This is a genomic window from Gammaproteobacteria bacterium, assembly GCA_027296625.1.
Classification (GTDB): domain Bacteria; phylum Pseudomonadota; class Gammaproteobacteria; order JAKEHO01; family JAKEHO01; genus JAKEHO01.
On the sequence record JAPUIX010000158.1, the window covers coordinates 21,014 to 40,594 of the forward strand.

The window sequence follows — 19,581 nt, forward strand, 5'->3', positions numbered from 1 at the left end:
TCGTTCACGACAACAGTAAATCCATACACTGTTCAATAACTGATGTAGCTCGCGATTTCCTCAGGCAGATAACTACGAAGCCATAACGCCATTTCCTGAAAATACCCAATAAGGATTGACTCTCCCCACCATTGGTCATACGGCAAAGGAGTCAGGCCAGCCAACAACACCAACAGGACTACAATGACACCACCGCGAGCGATCCCTAACAAGAGCGCAAGTAGTCTATCAGCGCCTGTAAACTCGGTTTTCCCACCGAGTTTGACTACTACATAACTGACAAACGATGCCATAAGTAATGTGGCGACAAAAATCCCAACGAAGGCAAGCGCAAACAGAATTGATGGTGATGAAACATGATCGGCAAGCCGTTCCGCCAGGTCCGGAGCGAACGCGATGCTAAGCCAGAACGCCAGTATCCATGCCAACAGTGAAAGAAATTCTCGCAGAAACCCGCGCACCAGACTGAAAAGAGCTGAAATCGCGATGATACAGAGGATTGCAATATCCGGCCCCGTCATGAACCATCATTTCCTTGCTACGCTAATGTGGCTGCGCGCATTCTAGCAGAACACTCCCTGTCAACATAGGTGGTGCATGGGCTGAAAAGCCGTTAAGGATATCGAACAACGATACCCTCAAGTTTAACCGTTTTCTGCAACTGCTCCCTCAAGGCGTCAGCATCGGAACGCACAAGTTCGGGACCGACTCGAACCCGAAATACCTTCTTTCCACCCGAATAGACCGGGTCAACAAACGATTCATACCCCTTCTTACGCAACTTTTCATTAAGGGCTTGGGCATTTGCTTCGCGTGAAAAGCTACCAAGCTGTACGACCCAAGCCATCAGGCCAACCCGTTCGCTCACCAGTTGACCGTCGCGTGGTTCCTTAGGCTTTGGCAACTTCGCCTCTGATACGTCCTTTGTGGCCGCGACCACGGGCGCGCCGCCTTCGGTTTCAGTCACCGACTCAGATGGCATGGGGCGCACGACACTTTGCTCCCGTGGCTCATGATGAGTTGGCTCGCCAATTGGCACAATCCGTGAACTGAAAGCGTCCGTAGGTTTAGGTGGGATGTTGGTCGCGGTGATCGTGGTTACAGGCACTGGCGTCTCGTCAAAAAGAATAGGTACAAAAATAACGGCAAGGCCGACTAGCACAGCAGCACCCACCAGTCGTTCTTTCAACTTCTGTTCCATCAAATAGAGCACCCTATGTACTTAGGCGTTGCGCAAGCCCCCGCATGACCTCGCCCACAGTGAGAAACGACCCCGTTACGAGCACGCGATCGCCCGAACTCGCCACAGACACAACATCGGCAAAAGCCTGAGCCACACTCCCATAGGTAACAATAGGCTTCGATACGCCCAACTCAGTCAACTCCTTGGCCAGGATCTCACTCCCTGCGCCTCGTGTCGTATTAAGCGTCGCTACATGCCAGACATCTGCAACATCACGAAGTTCCTGAAATACCGCACGGCGATCTTTGTCTCTCAGCATCCCGATCAGAATATGCGTCGTCTTAGCTCGAGGCAATCCAGTGAGGTTCTGCGCCAACACCCTAGCCGCCTGGCGATTATGTGCTACATCTAGCACGTATTGAATAGCACCTGGAATCACCTGAAAGCGACCCGGAAGCTCGAGTGCCTTAAGACCTGTTCTCAAGGCATTATTATTTATGGGATGCTTCTCTGCGATGAGTTTAAACACCATGAGGACCCCAGCCGCGTTCTGCAACTGGTGGTCACCACAGAGCTTGGGCTTGGGGAGATCAGCGTAGGTGACGGAATCGTAGTGCCAAGTCCAGTCATTATCCGATACCACGTACTCAAAATCACGGCCTATGCAGAACAACGGCGATTGCAGCACCGCGGCGCGATCGATGAGGCTCTGAGGCGGCTTCGGATCCGAGCAGATCGCGGGTGTCCCATGCCGGAAGATCCCTGCCTTTTCTCGAGCAATAGAGTCACGATCCTTGCCCAACCAATCTATGTGGTCTATATCGATAGCCGTCACCAGTGCGACATCAGCATCCAAAAGGTTCACTGCATCTAATCTTCCCCCTAATCCCACCTCAAAGATGCCAACGTCGATATCGGTTCGCTGGAAGATGTCAAAAGCAGCCAGTGTCCCAAACTCAAAATAGGTCAGGGTCAAACCGTTTCGCGCGCGGTCGATGCGATCAAATGCGTCGCATAGGGCTTCATCAGAGACATTCTTACCGCTAATTCGGAGACGCTCGTTGTATGAGATCAAGTGAGGTGAGGTGTAACAGCCGGTTTTATATCCCGCCGCAGTTAGTACGGCATCAATAAGTGCAACACTTGATCCCTTACCATTAGTACCGGCTACGCTGATGACCGTATACGGTGGCTTAAACAAGCCCATCGCTTGAGCAACTGATCGGACACGTTCAAGACTCAACTCGATGTCTTTTACATGCAGCGTTTCCTGCCAATCAAGCCAGTCAGATAAACTGTCAAATCGCTTCTGCGGCGAACCATTCAACTCGGATGAACAGCCTGCGACTGGCCAGTGTTGTGTCGTCTGGTCTAGTGCCACTCGGAATCTCAATGCAAAGTCAGAAGAAGCAGCGTTGATGAGAGCAGTAGTCAATCAGTGCAGTGGCTGATGGGTCAACATCGATAGTAAACACGCAATTCGATCGCGCATATCTCTACGATCGACGATCGAATCAATAGCGCCGTGCTCAAGAAGAAATTCACTGCGCTGAAAACCGTCGGGCAATGTTTCCCGCACTGTTTGCTCAATCACTCGTGGGCCAGCAAACCCAATCAAAGCTTTTGGTTCGGCGATGTTAATGTCACCTAGCATGGCGAGACTCGCCGAGACACCTCCCATGGTGGGATTGGAGAGAACCGAAATGTATGGTATGCGGACGCGGCTTAGCGCAGCCAATGCCGCACTGGTCTTAGCCATTTGCATTAGCGATATGAGCGCTTCTTGCATCCTTGCTCCGCCGCTTGCCGAAAAACATACGAGTGGAATATCGTTATCCATGCAGGTATTCACTGCCCGTACAAACCGCTCTCCTACAACAGATCCCATCGAACCACATATGAAGTCGATTTCAAAGGAGCAGGCTACCAAGGGCAGACCCTTCACCCGTCCCATTATGACCACCAGTGCATCGTTCTCGGCTGTCTTCCTTTGCGCTTGGTGTAAGCGATCCTTGTACTTCTTGCTATCTCGAAACTTGAGAACATCAACCGGCCGAAGCTTGGCACCGATCTCTGAGCGAGGCTCCTTGTCGAGAAAATGATCAAGTCGTCCGCGGGCGCTGATGCGCATGTGATGTGTACATTTGGGACATACTTCCTGACTGCGTTCCAGTTCCGCACGGTAGAGGACTGCGTTGCACGCTGTACACTGCGTCCAGACGCCCTCTGGAACAGTGCGTCGGGTCGTCCCGTTGGTCCTTATGCGACGGGGCAGTAATTTGTCCAGCCAAGTCATAACAGATCTAACGCTTCATTTCAGGCAGCATGCTAACACATGTCGGTGTGAAACAGGGTGTTACACCTTCACACTGCATCCATTGCGCGACGCAGCCCATTAAGGAACGTCATCACCTCTCCTTCAATCTTGTCCAACTGCTCAGCCAGCGCACCCATCCTTTCAACCAACGCGCTCCCAACGATGACTGCATCACTGAACGCGGCCACGCGTGCGGCCGCTTCCGCGTCCTTTATGCCAAACCCAACTCCAACAGGCAACTCCGTCTTGCTCCGGATATGGCTGACTTTAACGGCCACATCCGATACATCCAAGCGGTTGCTGCCTGTCACACCTTTAAGTGAGACGTAATACAGAAATCCACGCGCTGCCCGGCAAATTAGTTCAAGACGTATATCACTGGTGGTCGGCGCCAGAAGAAAAATAGGATCTATATCATGACTTGTTAACGCAGCCGTCAATTCATCTGCCTCCTCCGGCGGAAGATCGACTGTCAATACACCATCCACGCCCGCAGCCTGTGCAGCCTTTGCGAAGCGTTCATATCCCATGACTTCAATTGGGTTAAGATAACCCATCAATATTACTGGTGTATTGGTGTCGCGATCAGAAAACGTCTTCGCCATATTGATCACATCCCGCAAGCTCACTCCGTGGGCGAGCGCCCTTTCACTGGATCGCTGGATTGCGGGACCATCAGCCACAGGATCCGAAAACGGGACACCCAATTCTAGCATGTTCGCGCCTGCACGCACCATGGCATGCATGAGCGGTACCGTACATGATGGTTCGGGATCGCCGGCCGTAACAAAAGGCACCAATGCCTTTCGACCGCTCTCACGCAGACCATCAAAACAGCGACTGATGCGACTCATTCTACCTTAGCAAATGAATTAGTCTTTCCTGCATTAATTTGACGAAGATGCGACTTAGAGGTGAATGCTCTCTCGTTCAGCAACCATCTGTATGTCCTTATCCCCGCGGCCCGACAAATTGATCAGAATAATAGCGTCTCTTCCCAACTCTGGCGCCAATCTCGCGGTGAAGGCTACAGCATGACTTGATTCGAGCGCAGGAATAATTCCCTCTGCGCGTGTCAGCACATGGAAGGCATCAAGCGCTTCTTCGTCATTGACAGCAGCATACTGAGCACGTCCTGTGTCCTTAAGCCAGGCATGCTCGGGTCCGACACCGGGGTAATCAAGACCAGCGGCTATGGAATGCGTTTCCAAAATCTGGCCATTGTCGTCTTCTATGAGATAGGTTCGGTTACCGTGCAACACGCCAGGATGTCCGGCACATAAGGATGCCGCATGGTGGCCGGTATCAATTCCATCACCCGCCGCCTCAACGCCGTACATGGCAACTTGCAAGTCGCCGATAAATGGGTAAAACAGGCCGATCGCATTAGAGCCGCCTCCCACACAGGCAACCAGCGCATCTGGCAATCGTCCCGTCTGTTCAAGACATTGTTGACGCGCCTCGCGGCCGATGATCGCCTGGAAGTCACGCACCATGGCGGGATAGGGATGTGGCCCTGCAACAGACCCAATAATGTAAAAGGTATCATCAACATTGGTCACCCAATCACGCATCGCCTCATTCAAAGCGTCTTTCAATGTTTTTGAGCCCGACTCGACGGGCACCACCTCAGCTCCCAGCAATTTCATGCGATAAACATTGATGGACTGGCGCTGGATGTCACGCGCACCCATATAGACCACACACTGAAGACCCAATCGCGCCGCCACTGTTGCAGTCGCCACACCGTGCTGTCCGGCACCGGTCTCCGCAATGATTCGGGTTTTCCCCATGCGTCGCGCGAGGAGCCCTTGTCCCACGGTATTATTGATCTTGTGGGCGCCCGTATGATTGAGGTCTTCGCGCTTAAGGTAGATTTGAGCGCCACCATACTGCTCCGATAACCGCTTTGCGTGATACAGGGGCGATGGACGGCCAACATAGTGACGTAGCTCTTCATCCAGCTCGGCGATAAATTGCGGATCGCGTGGATAGTACTCATAGGCTTCTTGGAGCGCTTCCAAGGGGCCCATAAGCGTTTCCGCCACAAATCGACCCCCATAAGGCCCGAAGTGGCCTTGCGCATCGGGCAGATCGGTGGAGCTCACAGACACATCAGCAACCGAGCGCGAGCGCAAGCCGACATTACGGATTTGCATTGGATACTCCTTGCATAAACGCCGCTATCTTAGCCGCATCTTTTATCCCGTGACTGGATTCGACTCCACCGCTGACGTCCACGCCGTACGGAGAAACCTCAGCGATTGCTCGCCCCACATTCTCCGGCGTCAAGCCACCCGCGATGATGATGGGTTTGCTGAGACCCTTAGGCACGATTGCCCAGTCAAATGACGCGCCCGTGCCACCTTGGGTACCCTCCTTGTAGGTGTCGAGCAACAAGGCACATGATTCAGCATACTGCGTTTCTATGCTCGCAAGATCGACACCGTCTTGCATTCTAACTGCCTTAATATAGGGTTTGGAATACCGTCGGCATGCCTCTGAGCTTTCTTCTCCGTGAAACTGCAGTACATCGAGCGGTACCTCCTTAAGAATTGCCTCAATCTCCTCTGGATCAGCGTTAACAAACAGTCCAACCCTGCTTACAAACGGCGGTAAGACACGCACGATATCCAGCGCCTGCTGGATGGTGACCGCACGGCGACTTCCTTGATAGAAGACCAACCCAATAGCATCCGCTCCCAGATTTGTGGCGCTCTGCGCATCATCTGACCGGGTGATCCCGCAGATCTTGACTTTTACACGGTGACTGTTCTGCGAATCATGCTTTTGAATTGTTTCCAACGCGAGCTCCCAACAAGTCCTAGATCCATTGTCGAACTGCTACGGGTCCCTGAAAACACAGTGCCTGTGCCCATGCTGACGTCACCGCAGTGGCGACAATTCGGGCCATCCGGAATTGATGACCGCCCGGGGAATATTAAATCGTTCAGGGTATCGCACCTCCATGAGATAGAGACCCTCTGGGGGAGCAGTGACACCGCCTACCGTTCGGTCACGTGCTGCCAGGACATCTTTCGCCCAACTTGGATTCTGTTTATCGAGGCCAATTGCCGTCAAGACACCGACGATGTTTCGCACCATATGGTGTAGAAAGGCATTGGCCTCAATGTCGACGGCAATTAGATCGTCCCTTCGACAGATGTCTAACCGGTGCACTGTGCGCACGGGATTTTTCGCCTGGCATGCCTGTGACCGATACGACGTAAAATCATGCTCTCCGACGAGATGTGATGCAGCTTCTAACATCCGCTGTTCATTGAGTGGCCTGCATTCCCAAGCCACCTTGCTATCTAAGAGCCCCGGGCGCACTGTACGATTCAATATGACATAGCGATACGTTCGTCCGATCGCGGAGAAGCGGGCATCAAAATCACCACCAACCTCTTTAGCCCATAGCACGCTAATATCTTTTGGAAGATTCGAGTTTGTGCCGAAAATCCAGGAGCGCATATCGCGAACCGCACGCGAATCAATGTGCACAATTTGATTGCAGGCGTGAACGCCCGTATCCGTACGACCCGCACATTGCGCTTTAACGATGTGGTCAGCAACCTTGGACAAGGCTTCCTCTACAGATGCCTGAACGGTACGCGTACCGTTCTGGATCTGCCACCCAAAAAAACGTGTACCGTCGTACTCGATACCCAGTGCAATCCTCATACGCTGAATTTGATTACCCCCAGCACGAACGCCAAACCAAGAGGATACATCCATTGCACCCACGTCGGATGAGAAAAGTCGCCTATTTCAATATTATCCAGTGGCGCCTCCTCTGCCTCATTCAAAACCGAGCACATCAACTGAGAGACGGACTGACTCATGGCTGAGATTGGGTTGTCTCTGAATTTCGCTGCAACCACATACTGAGCAAGCCTTTCTTGAACCCTCGGGACCAAGTCCAGAACTAACGCAAGGCGCAGTGCGAGTCGCTCACGCGGGATGCCAAGACACCCCAATGGCTTCGCCAGCCAATAGATCCCCGCTAGCAATTGCTCCCGGGAGGTGGTTTTGGATAGAAGGTTCACGGCGATAATCAGCAACGCAAGTGCAGACGCCCGTTCCACCCCGAGTATCAGACCATGTTGCATCGATGTTTGACCGCCGGTCCCGGTGGTAACGCCTGTCGGCAACCACAAATAGATGATCATGACACCGAGGAGCAACCAACGCATCCGCCAGAGGGGACGCATTATCGCTCGAAAACTGGCTTTATCCGTTACGCCATACCCGAACGCTAGCAGGAGTGCTGCGGCAACCAGTACTTGCACGTCGCCGCTTGATAAAAAAGCAGCGAGTACGAGAACACATAAAATACGGGCTACAGGATGCATGATGACTTTTCGCGCGCCCTGATAGCTTCACATCTATTTTGAAGAGAGGCGCAATTACACTGACAATATGGTTACTCGAAGAATTGGCAAAGGGCAACAGCCGCCCACGATTAGGGGCTTAACACTACGTGCTTAAGTCGCTTGTTTCAGAAGTTCTTGAGCATCCTGCTTTTGTTCTTCTGTTCCCTCTTTTACGACCTCATCAAGAATTGTCTTGGCGCTATCAGAATCGCCTAACTCAATATAGGCCTTGGCAAGATCAAGTTTAGTTGCTGCTTCGTCGGCAGCGGTTTGCTGTTCCGCGTCCGGCACGCGCGGTATGGATACGGTATCCGCAAACTCCGGCTCTTCTTCCGTCTCCGCTGCCAGAATCGGAACAGTGTCCTCCGACAGGGACTCTGAAGGCGCCGCCTCAGTAGGACGGGTGTCCTCCATATCGACCAGTTCAAAATCTAAGCCCTGTCCAGAAGGTGCTTCAGATGCGGGTTCCGGTTCATCCGCACCGCCAGCATCGCTTAGGTCAACTTCCATCACATTGTCTTCGTGGGTTTCCTCAGCGGCGTCAATGTCCCCACCAGGGGAAGAGATATCAAAGACGTCGGCGTCTTTTGCCGCTTCCTCTTCTGCGCCACCCACCTCCGATCCGCCAACTTCAAACTCGATAGTACTGAAATCACTTGCTCCGGCAGTATCTTTGATCTCTTCGTCCGCTTCACTCGTAGACGTCACATCCAACAAGTCCTCACGAGTATCCAAGGTCCCTTCGCTTGTCAGGCTCACATCAAGCAGATCCTCTCCCTTCGACATCATTGCGGCACTACTCGCGGTGATATCCAACATCGATTCATCATCTTCGTCTAGCTGTCCTGCGGTGATCTCCAGCACCGGTTTAATCCCTTCCTCGGTCTGCGTGCCCCCTGTAACGTCTACCATCTCTTCGCCCACATCAGCGGCTTCGCCAGCCGAGACCGTAAGATCCAAGACTTCTTCTTCACTTTCCACCTCACCACTGCGTGTCAGATCCAGCACCTCATGTGCCTGCGCAATCCCTGGCTCCGTTGTATCGGACACATCCAACTCAAAGTCGAGCACCGCATCCTCTTCGGCTTCACCCGCTGCGGCACGTTCACTTACGGTATCGTCAAACGTGTCCTCTCCTTTGGGGGCAAACGTCACAGTGGTATCAGTGACAATGGGCACTTCATCACGCGTGATATCAAGCACATCCGAGCCGGTGCTTCCCCCGAGCAGCTCCACGACCGGCGTTACGTCTTCCTCCCCAGGTTTGGGTGTTTCAAATAACGCTCGGTCCGGTGACATCTCCTGCCACATAGCCACAGCCATCTCCCAAATCTGTCCCTCTCCACCGACAGCATCGCGCAGTTCGCGAGCGTATTCTTCATACGCTTTCTTGTTGTTTGCAGCGTAATAAACCTCTAGCAACTTCAGCTTGTACTCGTGCCGATCGGGCGATTTTTCCATCGCAGCTTTGACAAATTCCTCTGCTTGGTCAAATCGTTCGTAGGCCAAGTAAATATTAATCTCAGCGAGCGGATCCTCTTCCGCCTCGCCGGACGGCGCAGCCTCCGTGGCCACCGGAGAAGCCTCTTCAGCCGGCGGGGAGGTGGCCGGCTTGGGCATCTCGGCTGCATCCAGCGCCACGGTTTCGGCTTTCGTCACATCCACTACCTCTTCCATTTCCTCCAGCTCTACCGTCTCGCCGAAATCCTCATCGGCAAAACCTGGAAGCTCGATCAATTCCGCAGCCTCGGCCTGCCGACGTCTGTGCACAACGACCGCATAACCAAGGAGCAACAAGACCAAACCACCTGCAACCCCGAGCATTGTCCTCGTGTTGCCCATCACAAACCCTTTGGCGGCGTCAAAATACCCGCGCGCCGTGTCGGCAAAACCTACAATGACATCCTTAACGGAGCCCAGGATTTCCTGCACCATTGCCATGGGCCCTGCTGATGTCCCGGCCTCAGACTCCGGCCCAGATACGACAACAACTTCTTCTTCAACGCCCTCTTCCAAACCTGCCTCTTCCATTAACGGAGAAGTCTCAGTCACCTTCGCAACTTCTCCAAGCTCTTCAGGCGCAAGCGGCGGGGGCTCAGCCTGTCGCTTCGCCAACTCAGCCTGCAGTGCAGCGAGCTGATCGTCCTTAAGCGAGATCAGGCGCCGCAAGTCGATCACCAACTCTTCCGACTCTTCTAGGCGATTCTTGATCTCTACATTTTCTTGCCGCAGCGCCTCGACCGTCTCATTGACCAAGGCCAATTTCTTACTAAGCTCCGCCGCCGGGGCTCCATCCGCTGGTGCTTCAGCGACCTGCTGGACCGTGCCGACGCCTTCCTTTGACGGACTGACCAGTTTGAGCTCCGATTCCTCTGTAACTTCGTCGGGCGTGGCCGCCGCCTCTGTACCTGGCTTTTCGATGGCGCCGGCGCCAACGGTACGTGGACCCGCCGTGCTTGCAACAGTCTGGCGGTATTCATCCCAGAGGGCATACTGTCCCTTGACCTCCGCTAGGGCTTCAGCCTTGTTAAGTGCTGTCACTTCGTCCCGATCCGGGATCCGCAGGATATGATCTTTGTAGAGGCCATTGACGTTATCACGGGAAAAGGCGTTCGGATTCGCACGCAACAGTGCCAGCATCATCTGCTGCACACTCACTGAAGTGTCAGGACGGAAGTGCTTTGCCAGCGACCAGAGCGTATCACCGGCGATCACGGGACCGTATTCACCATCCACAGCCGCCGGGTGCGGCGCGTAATCAGGAATGTGGCCGGGGCCATACTGGACGTCGTGACTGATATCAGGTGCCGATGGTGCCGGCGGTGAGGGCCTCGATTCAACCATCTTCGGCGCTTCCACCGGCGCTGCATAGCTTGGCGCCTCACGAGTCGGTGCGGCAGCCGCTTCAGGCGCCTCGAACTCGGCAACCTCGACGGTCGCCTCATACACCGGTGGATCGAGGAGCACTGTGTATTCACGCAACAGACGCCCTCTTGACCAATTCAATTCAATCAAAAAGTCGAGAAACGGCTCGCGGATCGGCTCAGGGGAAGTGATCCGGATGTAATCAGGTCCTGTCTCGTTGCTAATTACTGCGAAACGGAGCTTCGAGAGGATGAACGGTCTGTCGATACCCGCCTTTCTAAAGGCGTCCATGTCGGCGAGCCCAATAGTGAGGCTATCGAGCTCATCGGGTTTTGCCTTCAACAATACGATCCTGGCATCAAACGATTGATTCAAGGCCGAATTAAGCTCTAGCTCGCCCAGCCCGAGCCCCTGAATCACGCTGGGCACACTGAAGGCTGACACAGCCAGGACCAGAACCAGTATCCGTTTCATCGGTCGTAAACTCTGCTTAAATTCCCGAACAAAGAAGATCTGCGGAGCTTGGCCCAGGCATTGCTGAGCACCGGATAGGGCCCAGCCCGGCGAACGTCGCTTACGTAGTTCCCCCGGAACCGGGACTTTAGCGCTCGCGGTCTCCAAGCAGCCACAAGACTTCGAATGTGCTTTACAATTACACCTTAAATATAGTTTATAAGTAGTCTTTTACCAAAATTTCAGCGATTTGAACACTATTTAGTGCCGCCCCTTTCCGCACGTTGTCGGAGACGACCCACAGGTCCACTCCCCTAGGATGAGAGATATCCTCCCGGATGCGCCCCACGTAGACGGCATCACAACCTGACGCCTCGGTCACAGCGGTTGGATAACTATCATTCTGACGTCCATCCAGCACGACGACGCCTGGTGCCGTGGCTAAGAGTTTTCGCACATCATCGGCCGCAATCTTCTCGCGTGTCTCGATATGAATTGCTTCAGAATGACCATAGAATACGGGCACGCGCACTGTGGTTGGGTTCACCTTGATGCGCTCATCATCGAAAATCTTTTGCGTCTCCCACACCATCTTCATCTCTTCCTTCGTGTACCCGTTGTCCTGGAACCCATCGATGTGCGGCAGAACATTAAAGGCAATTTGTTTGGGGTATACTGAGGGTTTAATCGGTTTCCCATTAAGTAGTGCTGCTGTTTGGGCGACAAGCTCTTCAATTGCCTCCTTACCAGTCCCTGACACCGCCTGATATGTACAAACATTTATCCGCTCTATGCCAACCTCATCGTAGATAGGCTTAAGCGCTACAACCATCTGTATTGTTGAGCAGTTCGGATTTGCAATAATGCCGTGGTTTCTGTAGCCAGCAATCGCATGCGCATTCACTTCTGGAACAACCAGAGGAATGTCTTTCTCGTAGCGAAATCTCGATGTGTTATCGATGACAACACTCCCCGCCGCCGATGCTCTTGGAGCATGGACATCGGAGACGGATGCTCCCGCTGAGAATAGACTGATGTCAACGCCAACAAAGTCAAAGGATTCGAGCTCTTGGACAGCCAACTCTTGGCCCTTGCAATCTATCTTCGTACCGGCAGATCGAGCGCTTGCAAGCAGATAGAGTTCGTTAACCGGAAAATCGCGTTCCACTAGGATCGACACCATCGCCTCGCCAACTGCACCGGTGGCACCTACCACAGCAACATTAAACTTGCGAGTCATATTCCTTGATCAGTCCTTCTCACTACCAACCTAATATTGAGCGTGTCATATCATTAAGCAACCGATCGCTTATCTTCTCAGCCCAACGCAGCAACAACGGCATCACCCATTTCTCGCGTGCTTACTTTGCGCGTTCCGGGCGAGTAGATGTCTGGTGTACGCATGCCCCTGCCTAACACGGAGCGAACCGCCTGCTCGACCCGCCCGGCAAGTTGTGGCTCTGAGAGCGTGTAACGCAACATCATCGCCACGGAAAGTATGGTGGCTAAGGGATTTGCCGTATTCTGCCCCGCAATTTCTGGCGCCGACCCGTGGATCGGCTCATACAACCCCTTACTCTTCTCATCGATTGACGCCGATGGCAACATTCCGATTGACCCACTCAACATCGAGGCAAGATCAGACAAAATGTCGCCAAACAGGTTGGTCGTCACAATCACATCAAACTGTTTTGGTTGGCGGACCAGCTGCATTGCTGCATTATCCACATACATGTGGGTAAGTTGCACATTCGGATAGTCGTGCGAAATACCGTCAACAACTTCGCGCCACAGCTGTAAGCTCTCCAGCACATTGGCTTTATCTACTGAACACACCCGCCGCTTGCGCGTCAAGGCAATACTAAACGCCGTATGGGCAATGCGCTCAATTTCTGACTCTCGGTAAATCAGCGTATTTAAGCCCACGCGCTCGCCATTCTCCGAGACCTCGACACCACGTGGCTCGCCAAAATAGATCCCACCTGTCAGCTCGCGAACAATTAGGATATCAAGGCCTGCCACTACATCAGGTTTTAGGGACGAGGCCGCCTCAAGCTCTGGATAAAGGATGGCTGGTCTAAGATTCGCAAACAGGCCAAGATCAAAACGCAGCCTTAATAGCCCCTTTTCCGGCCGCATCGATGCGTCCAGCGACTCCCACTTCGATCCGCCCACGGCCCCCAATAGTATGGCGTCACAGCCTCGCGCGAGCGAAATTGTTTCCGCTGGCAGCGGATCGCCTACACTATCAAGCGCAGCACCCCCCACAAGACCTTGACTGAGGGTCACGTCAAGACCGTGGCCGCTCTTGAGCGTCTCAATCACCTTAACGGCTTCGGCAACGATTTCCGGCCCGATCCCATCGCCTGGAAGCACAAGTACTTTTTTCATCGTTTCACCAACAATCGAATGGTGTCCGCCGACACGCCACCTAAAAAGTGAGTAAGGATACTCCAAGGGTTGATAAGAAAACACACCGAACCATTGCTGTTTCACCGCGCAAGCGACAATGCCCTAATCTGCTCACCATCGCGCTTGGGTTCCCCGCAGCGCTCAATAACCGACTAATTCGCAGACAGCCGCCCGCCAATACCGGCTTCTGACGCTCGGTCCAGACACACTTTTTGGCTTGCTCGGTTTACAGCTTCGGGCACGTGCGATTGGAGAGCATATTTGGATAGCCTATACTACGCGCGTTTTGCACCCATCCGGGGTAAAGAAACGGTTCGATGAACCTCAGCCTTTCCGCACTGCAGCCGTATCCGTTTGAGAAGCTTAACCAGCTTATAAAGAACGTCACACCCCCGGAGGGAAAACCGCCGATCAACCTTTCGATCGGTGAACCTAAACATCCGACGCCACGGTTCATAACGGAAAGCATGATCGAGCATCTAGAGACTACGGCAACGTATCCGACGATACGTGGCAATGTGGAACTCCGTGCCGTCATCGCTGACTGGCTAATAGCCCGGTTTTCACTTCCTGCAGGTAGCCTAAGTGGCGATCAAAACGTTCTACTGGTCAACGGAACACGGGAAGCCCTGTTTGCCTTCGCTCAATGTGTCGTTGACAACACGCAAGAGCGTCCAGTTGTCGTGATAATCAATCCTTTTTATCAAATCTATGAGGGCGCAGCTCTGTTAGCCGGGGCAGAACCCTGGTATATGAACTGCGTAGAAGAGCATGAGTTCCTTCCCGATTTCCAAGCGGTGCCAGAAGAAGTCTGGCAACGATGCCAATTATTGTATCTCTGCTCGCCCGGTAACCCGACAGGTGCCGTAATAGACACCGCCACGTATTCGGCGCTGCTTGAGCTCGCTGATGAATTTGACTTTATTATTGCCTCGGATGAATGTTATTCAGAGATCTACCTGGTTGAGGACGATCCCCCTGTCGGACTTCTACACGCCGCTGCAGTAAGCGGACGTACTAACTACCAACGCTGTATAGTCTTTCATAGTCTTTCCAAACGCTCCAATGCCCCAGGCATGCGTTCGGGTTTTGTAGCCGGTGATGCCCAGCTTATCCAGGCGTTTTTTGTGTACCGCACCTATCACGGCTGCGCCATGCCACTCTATACACAGGCCGCCAGTTTACTCGCGTGGCAGGATGAGAAACACGTGCGACATAATCGGGCATTGTACCGAGAAAAGTTCGAGGCAGTGCTGGACACCCTGACCCCCGTAATGAAGGTACACCGGCCCAAAGCAAGCTTTTATCTATGGCCAGAAACTCCCATCGATGACACTAACTTTGCATACGGACTCATCGAGCGTCAAAATGTAACTGTTCTGCCGGGGAGTTTCCTTTCACGAACGGCTAACGGGGTGAATCCTGGACACCGCCGTATACGGATTGCACTGGTCGCACCGCTCGACGAATGTGTGGAAGCTGCTGTGCGGATTCGGGATTACATTAATACCTCATAAATTAGTGTGGGCTAGTACACCTGTATGGACAAACTCCAAAAGGCGATCGAAGAAGGCTTTAACAACCGAGCCGATATCACGCCAAAAAACGTCGCAAAACCAATCAAAGATGCTGTGCTCGAATGCATCAGTTTATTAGACAGCGGTTCGCTGCGCGTCGCGGAGAAGAAACAGGGCAATTGGACAGTCAATGAATGGCTAAAAAAAGCTGTGCTGCTTTACTTCCGGATAGAGGACAATCATTTAATTAGCGGTTCATTTACAAACTATTATGACAAGGTGCCCCTAAAATTCGCTGGCACCAACATACAAGACTTTACAGACATCGGCGCTCGTGTTGTGCCACCAGCGACTGCACGCTTCGGAAGCTACATTGCGCCGGACGTGGTGCTCATGCCATGCTATGTGAATATTGGCGCGTATATTGATAGCGGCACGATGGTGGATACCTGGGCTACCGTAGGCTCCTGTGCCCAGATCGGAAAAAACGTGCATCTTTCCGGAGGCGTCGGCATCGGTGGTGTGCTTGAGCCGGTTCAGGCTACCCCAACGATCATTGAAGACAACTGTTTTGTTGGCGCCCGGTCCGAGATCGTCGAAGGCGTTGTTGTCGGCGAGGGCTCGGTGATCTCGATGGGCGTGTACATTGGCCAAAGCACCAAGATTTACAACCGACAATCTGGCGAGGTGAGCTATGGGCGTGTCCCTCCGGGCTCGGTTGTTGTATCTGGGAACCTACCCGCAAAAGACGGTAGCCACAGCCTTTATTGCGCTGTGATCGTTAAGCAAGTCGATGAGAAAACGCGCGCTAAAGTAGGCATCAACGAGTTGCTCCGCAACATTTAAAGCGTCAACGTACGCAGGGCAAAATACAATACCCAGTACAGAAAAGCGCCGTTGGCAAAATATTCTATCGTCGCGTGAGCGCCGATGCGCTCTTGCAAACCCATGGATGACCGTCGTACCGGTACCTTATATTTATAGGTGTTGAACCCCCGCCAGTGCATCCTTAACGGCCGAAGCCAGTTGGTTAGCCAAAGCATTCACCTGAACTGCATCCTTGCCCTCGACCATGACCCGCACAACGGGTTCGGTGCCAGAAGGACGTAATAGCACACGCCCGTCACCGCCAAGTTCCGTTTCCACGTCTCTTACGGCATTTTGTACCGATGTGAGGCGCCCAAGGTCGACAGGTTTATCCATGGTCACATTAATCAGCTGCTGTGGATATTTGCTCATGCCTGATTTGAGAGCATCCAGTGACTTGCCGCTGCGCACCATAGCTTCTAAAACCTGCAGGGCAGACACAATACCATCCCCGGTATTCGTCAGATCCAAACAGATTATGTGCCCTGACGTTTCACCCCCTAGGGTCCAACCGCCCTCCAAAAGCATCTCCATGATGTAACGGTCTCCAACCTTTGCGCGTTTAAAATCCAGACCAAGGTTACGTACCGCGATTTCTAAACCAAGATTACTCATCTGGGTACCCACAACGGCGCCGGCAAGCAGATCGCTCTTACACCGTGCTCGTGCAATGATGTACATGATTTCATCGCCGTCAACGATATTTCCAGCACGATCAACCAGAATGGCCCGGTCGCCATCGCCGTCCAAAGCAATCCCTACATCGGCACCACTGTCTCGTACCTTTGCTTGCAGTGCTTCTGGCTTGGTTGCGCCGCGCGCATCATTAATATTAAGACCGTTCGGCTCAACACCAAGGCAAATAACCTGCGCACCCAGCTCCTCAAAAACATGGGGTGCAATGTGGTAGGTTGCGCCATGAGCACAATCCACCACGACTTTCATGCCATTCAGGCTAATATCTCGGCCGATTGTACGTTTACAAAACTCGATATAACGACCCGACGCATCTTCCACCCGTTCGGCCCTACCGAGGCGTCCCGAATCCACAGTTTTCAAAGGGCGCTCAAGCTCCGCCTCGATTTGTAGCTCAACGTCGTCCGCCAGTTTAGTTCCGTCGCTTGAAAAGAATTTGATGCCGTTGTCCTGGTATGGATTGTGAGAAGCACTAATCACAATGCCCCCCTGAGCATGGAAGGTGCATGTCAGATAGGCGATGGCCGGCGTCGGCATGGGACCGAGTAAGCGGATGTCGACACCCGCAGCGGAGAGGCCAGCCTCTAGGGCCGACTCAAACATGTACCCTGAAATACGGGTATCTTTGCCGATTAGAATCTTACCGCCCCCGCCCTTTGCCAACACGCGCCCAGCTGCCCAACCAAGCTTCATAACAAAGTCGGGCGTGATCGGAGCAATTCCGACTTTCCCGCGAATGCCGTCGGTGCCGAAATACTTCCTTTCCCGTCTCATCTTGCTACGCCGATTGTTGTTAACGAATAAAGCTTGCGGGAATGTTAGGTTGTCTGGGAGTCATGAGAACCAGCGCTGTAGACCGGGACGCGTCAGGGAGAGCACGGAAGTATCGACCCACGTGCGACTCTCGAGCACCCGAACCCTGCGCTGCCCCACTAGTGTTGGCTTGCAGGGCCACCTACCGCACCGTCGTCGGTCGGTTTTTTGGCCTTCTTGCGCGTCGGCGCCTCCACAGCTCTACCAACGCTACCATCATCATCGGTCCAGTCTTTTGGCGGACGAGGAGTCTTGCCGGCCATGATGTCATCAATCTGGTCGGTGGTGATGGTTTCGAACTTGATGAGGGCCTCAGCCATATGGTGAAGCTTTTTGATGTTCTCCTTCAGAAGCTTTTCTGCGCGTTCATAGTTGCGATCGATGATGCTACGGATCTCTTCGTCGATCACGTGCGCCGTTTCATCCGATACGAGCTTGTGTTGCGTCACCGAATGGCCAAGAAATACCTCAGCCTCTTCCTCACTATAGGTCAAGGGCCCCAGACGTTCCGACAATCCCCACTTGGTTACCATATTGCGCGCGATCTCTGTAGCACGCTGGATATCATTGCTGGCCCCGGTAGTCACACACTCCGGACCAAAGACCAATTCCTCTGAAATTCGCCCACCGAAGAGACTCGATATCTGACTCTCAAGCCGCTCCCTGCTAAAGCTGTGCCGATCTTCCTCTGGCAAAAACATCGTAACGCCCAGCGTACGGCCACGAGGTATGATCGTCACTTTGTAGACCGGATCGTGCGACGGCACCAAGCGACCGACGATTGCATGGCCTGCCTCATGGTACGCACTGAGTTTCTTTTCTTCATCGCTCATCACCATAGAACGACGCTCTGAACCCATCATGATTTTGTCCTTGGCCTTCTCGAAATCTTCCATGTCAACCATCCGCTTGTCAGCACGCGCAGCAAAAAGCGCTGCTTCATTAATCAGATTCGCCAGATCGGCGCCTGAAAAACCGGGTGTACCGCGCGCAATGATGGTTTGCCTCACATCGTCTGCGATCGGCACCTTACGCATGTGGACTTTGAGAATCTGTTCACGTCCACGAATATCCGGTAACGGCACAACCACTTGCCGGTCAAAACGCCCAGGACGTAACAATGCAGGATCAAGTACATCGGGACGATTCGTTGCAGCAATGACAATTACACCTTCATTACCTTCAAACCCATCCAATTCAACGAGCAACTGATTAAGTGTTTGCTCGCGCTCGTCATGTCCACCACCCAGACCGGCCCCGCGATGGCGGCCCACCGCGTCAATTTCATCGATGAAGATGATGCAGGGGGCATGCTTCTTAGCCTGATCGAACATATCCCGTACCCTGGAGGCGCCGACACCAACGAACATCTCAACAAAATCGGAACCCGATATCGTGAAGAACGGTACTTTGGCCTCTCCCGCGATGGCCTTTGCTAAGAGGGTTTTTCCGGTGCCGGGTGCTCCGACCATCAAGACGCCTTGAGGGATCTTGCCGCCCAATTTTTGGAACTTGCCGGGATCGCGCAGGAACTCCACCAACTCAGCAACTTCCTCCTTGGCCTCATCAACACCCGCAACATCGCTGAACGTGGTCTTTACCTGATCTTCTGCCAGCAAGCGCGCCCGGCTTTTGCCGAATGAAAGCGCACCCCGGCCGCCCGCGCCTCCCTGCATTTGACGCATGAAAAAGATCCACACGCCAATTAATAGCAGCATCGGGAACCACGAGATAAAGATCTGCGTGAGCAACCCATGTTGCTCCGGTGCACGGGCCTCGATTGTTACATCATTCGACAACAACACCCCGATCAAGGGAGCATTATCGGTTTCCGGACTGTAGGTTGAGAATGTAGCCCCGTCATCCATCTTGCCATGGATGTTGTTTTCTTCAATTACGACCGACTTGACTCGCCCGCTCTTGACGTCCGAAATAAATTGTGAGTAGGCGATCTGCTGTGTGGCTGCTTTGCGTGGCCCAAAATTATTGAAGACCATCATCAGCACAAGCGCAATGATGACCCACAGGATCAAATTCTTCGCCATGTCATTCAAACTTGCGGCCTCTAAGTTTAGGTAACAA

General features: G+C 53.2%; 16 protein-coding genes. 2 read left to right on the forward strand and 14 right to left on the reverse strand.

The window, feature by feature from the left end:
• Nucleotides 1-32: 32 nt before the first annotated feature.
• The 12 genes from O6944_09420 to leuB all read right to left on the reverse strand — a co-directional run bounded on the left by O6944_09420 (nt 33) and on the right by leuB (nt 13,585).
• The gene (locus O6944_09420; protein MCZ6719354.1) at nt 33-521 is read right to left on the reverse strand and encodes a CvpA family protein; all 489 of its coding nucleotides are present in this window, start codon (nt 519-521) and stop codon (nt 33-35) included.
• Between the two features lie 92 nt (nt 522-613).
• A complete protein-coding gene (locus tag O6944_09425) occupies nt 614-1,189 on the reverse strand; it encodes an SPOR domain-containing protein (protein MCZ6719355.1) in 576 nt (191 codons plus the stop codon).
• 25 nt (nt 1,190-1,214) lie between these two features.
• Nucleotides 1,215-2,564 carry a bifunctional tetrahydrofolate synthase/dihydrofolate synthase gene (gene folC, locus O6944_09430; protein ID MCZ6719356.1) on the reverse strand — a complete coding sequence of 450 codons (1,350 nt, stop codon included), beginning with the start codon at nt 2,562-2,564 and terminating at the stop codon, nt 1,215-1,217.
• 54 nt (nt 2,565-2,618) lie between these two features.
• The gene (gene accD, locus O6944_09435; GenBank protein ID MCZ6719357.1) at nt 2,619-3,479 is read right to left on the reverse strand and encodes an acetyl-CoA carboxylase, carboxyltransferase subunit beta; all 861 of its coding nucleotides are present in this window, start codon (nt 3,477-3,479) and stop codon (nt 2,619-2,621) included.
• 68 nt (nt 3,480-3,547) lie between these two features.
• A complete protein-coding gene (trpA, locus tag O6944_09440; protein ID MCZ6719358.1) occupies nt 3,548-4,354 on the reverse strand; it encodes a tryptophan synthase subunit alpha in 807 nt (268 codons plus the stop codon).
• Nucleotides 4,355-4,408: 54 nt separating this feature from the next.
• Nucleotides 4,409-5,533 (reverse strand): tryptophan synthase subunit beta, encoded by a 1,125-nt coding sequence (gene trpB / locus O6944_09445; GenBank protein MCZ6719359.1) that lies wholly within the window; start codon nt 5,531-5,533, stop codon nt 4,409-4,411.
• Between the two features lie 112 nt (nt 5,534-5,645).
• A complete protein-coding gene (locus O6944_09450) occupies nt 5,646-6,296 on the reverse strand; it encodes a phosphoribosylanthranilate isomerase (protein MCZ6719360.1) in 651 nt (216 codons plus the stop codon).
• Between the two features lie 90 nt (nt 6,297-6,386).
• Nucleotides 6,387-7,184, reverse strand: a complete 798-nt coding sequence (gene truA / locus O6944_09455) for a tRNA pseudouridine(38-40) synthase TruA (GenBank protein MCZ6719361.1) — start codon at nt 7,182-7,184, stop codon at nt 6,387-6,389.
• Nucleotides 7,181-7,855 carry a hypothetical protein gene (locus O6944_09460; GenBank protein MCZ6719362.1) on the reverse strand — a complete coding sequence of 225 codons (675 nt, stop codon included), beginning with the start codon at nt 7,853-7,855 and terminating at the stop codon, nt 7,181-7,183. The genes truA and O6944_09460 overlap by 4 nt, the downstream gene beginning before the upstream one ends.
• 132 nt (nt 7,856-7,987) lie before the next feature.
• Nucleotides 7,988-11,215, reverse strand: a complete 3,228-nt coding sequence (locus O6944_09465; GenBank protein MCZ6719363.1) for a hypothetical protein — start codon at nt 11,213-11,215, stop codon at nt 7,988-7,990.
• Nucleotides 11,216-11,411: 196 nt separating this feature from the next.
• The gene (locus O6944_09470; protein ID MCZ6719364.1) at nt 11,412-12,434 is read right to left on the reverse strand and encodes an aspartate-semialdehyde dehydrogenase; all 1,023 of its coding nucleotides are present in this window, start codon (nt 12,432-12,434) and stop codon (nt 11,412-11,414) included.
• A 77-nt stretch (nt 12,435-12,511) separates the two neighbouring features.
• Nucleotides 12,512-13,585: a 3-isopropylmalate dehydrogenase gene (gene leuB, locus O6944_09475; protein MCZ6719365.1), complete on the reverse strand. Its 1,074-nt coding sequence runs from the start codon at nt 13,583-13,585 to the stop codon at nt 12,512-12,514.
• Between the two features lie 338 nt (nt 13,586-13,923).
• Between leuB and dapC the strand changes: the two genes are divergently transcribed.
• Together dapC and dapD are read left to right on the forward strand one after the other, a co-directional pair.
• The gene (gene dapC / locus O6944_09480; GenBank protein ID MCZ6719366.1) at nt 13,924-15,123 is read left to right on the forward strand and encodes a succinyldiaminopimelate transaminase; all 1,200 of its coding nucleotides are present in this window, start codon (nt 13,924-13,926) and stop codon (nt 15,121-15,123) included.
• Nucleotides 15,124-15,147: 24 nt separating this feature from the next.
• Nucleotides 15,148-15,969, forward strand: coding sequence for a 2,3,4,5-tetrahydropyridine-2,6-dicarboxylate N-succinyltransferase (dapD, locus tag O6944_09485; protein ID MCZ6719367.1), 822 nt, complete (start codon nt 15,148-15,150; stop codon nt 15,967-15,969).
• Between the two features lie 132 nt (nt 15,970-16,101).
• On the opposite strand, the gene glmM is transcribed toward dapD, so the two are convergent.
• Together glmM and ftsH are read right to left on the reverse strand one after the other, a co-directional pair.
• Nucleotides 16,102-17,460 (reverse strand): phosphoglucosamine mutase, encoded by a 1,359-nt coding sequence (gene glmM, locus O6944_09490; GenBank protein ID MCZ6719368.1) that lies wholly within the window; start codon nt 17,458-17,460, stop codon nt 16,102-16,104.
• A gap of 158 nt (nt 17,461-17,618) precedes the next feature.
• A complete protein-coding gene (gene ftsH / locus O6944_09495) occupies nt 17,619-19,544 on the reverse strand; it encodes an ATP-dependent zinc metalloprotease FtsH (GenBank protein ID MCZ6719369.1) in 1,926 nt (641 codons plus the stop codon).
• Between the last annotated feature and the right edge of the window lie 37 nt (nt 19,545-19,581).

Coding starts and splice junctions, on each gene's coding strand:
- trpA (MCZ6719358.1), bottom strand. CDS start 4,354: ATGAGTCGCATCAGTCGCTGTTTTGATGGTCTGCGTGAGAGCGGTCGA.
- O6944_09420 (MCZ6719354.1), bottom strand. CDS start 521: ATGACGGGGCCGGATATTGCAATCCTCTGTATCATCGCGATTTCAGCT.
- glmM (MCZ6719368.1), bottom strand. CDS start 17,460: ATGAGACGGGAAAGGAAGTATTTCGGCACCGACGGCATTCGCGGGAAA.
- trpB (MCZ6719359.1), bottom strand. CDS start 5,533: ATGGGCCCCTTGGAAGCGCTCCAAGAAGCCTATGAGTACTATCCACGC.
- ftsH (MCZ6719369.1), bottom strand. CDS start 19,544: ATGGCGAAGAATTTGATCCTGTGGGTCATCATTGCGCTTGTGCTGATG.
- O6944_09460 (MCZ6719362.1), bottom strand. CDS start 7,855: ATGCATCCTGTAGCCCGTATTTTATGTGTTCTCGTACTCGCTGCTTTT.
- truA (MCZ6719361.1), bottom strand. CDS start 7,184: ATGAGGATTGCACTGGGTATCGAGTACGACGGTACACGTTTTTTTGGG.
- O6944_09470 (MCZ6719364.1), bottom strand. CDS start 12,434: ATGACTCGCAAGTTTAATGTTGCTGTGGTAGGTGCCACCGGTGCAGTT.
- dapC (MCZ6719366.1), top strand. CDS start 13,924: ATGAACCTCAGCCTTTCCGCACTGCAGCCGTATCCGTTTGAGAAGCTT.
- O6944_09465 (MCZ6719363.1), bottom strand. CDS start 11,215: ATGAAACGGATACTGGTTCTGGTCCTGGCTGTGTCAGCCTTCAGTGTG.
- accD (MCZ6719357.1), bottom strand. CDS start 3,479: ATGACTTGGCTGGACAAATTACTGCCCCGTCGCATAAGGACCAACGGG.
- leuB (MCZ6719365.1), bottom strand. CDS start 13,585: ATGAAAAAAGTACTTGTGCTTCCAGGCGATGGGATCGGGCCGGAAATC.
- dapD (MCZ6719367.1), top strand. CDS start 15,148: ATGGACAAACTCCAAAAGGCGATCGAAGAAGGCTTTAACAACCGAGCC.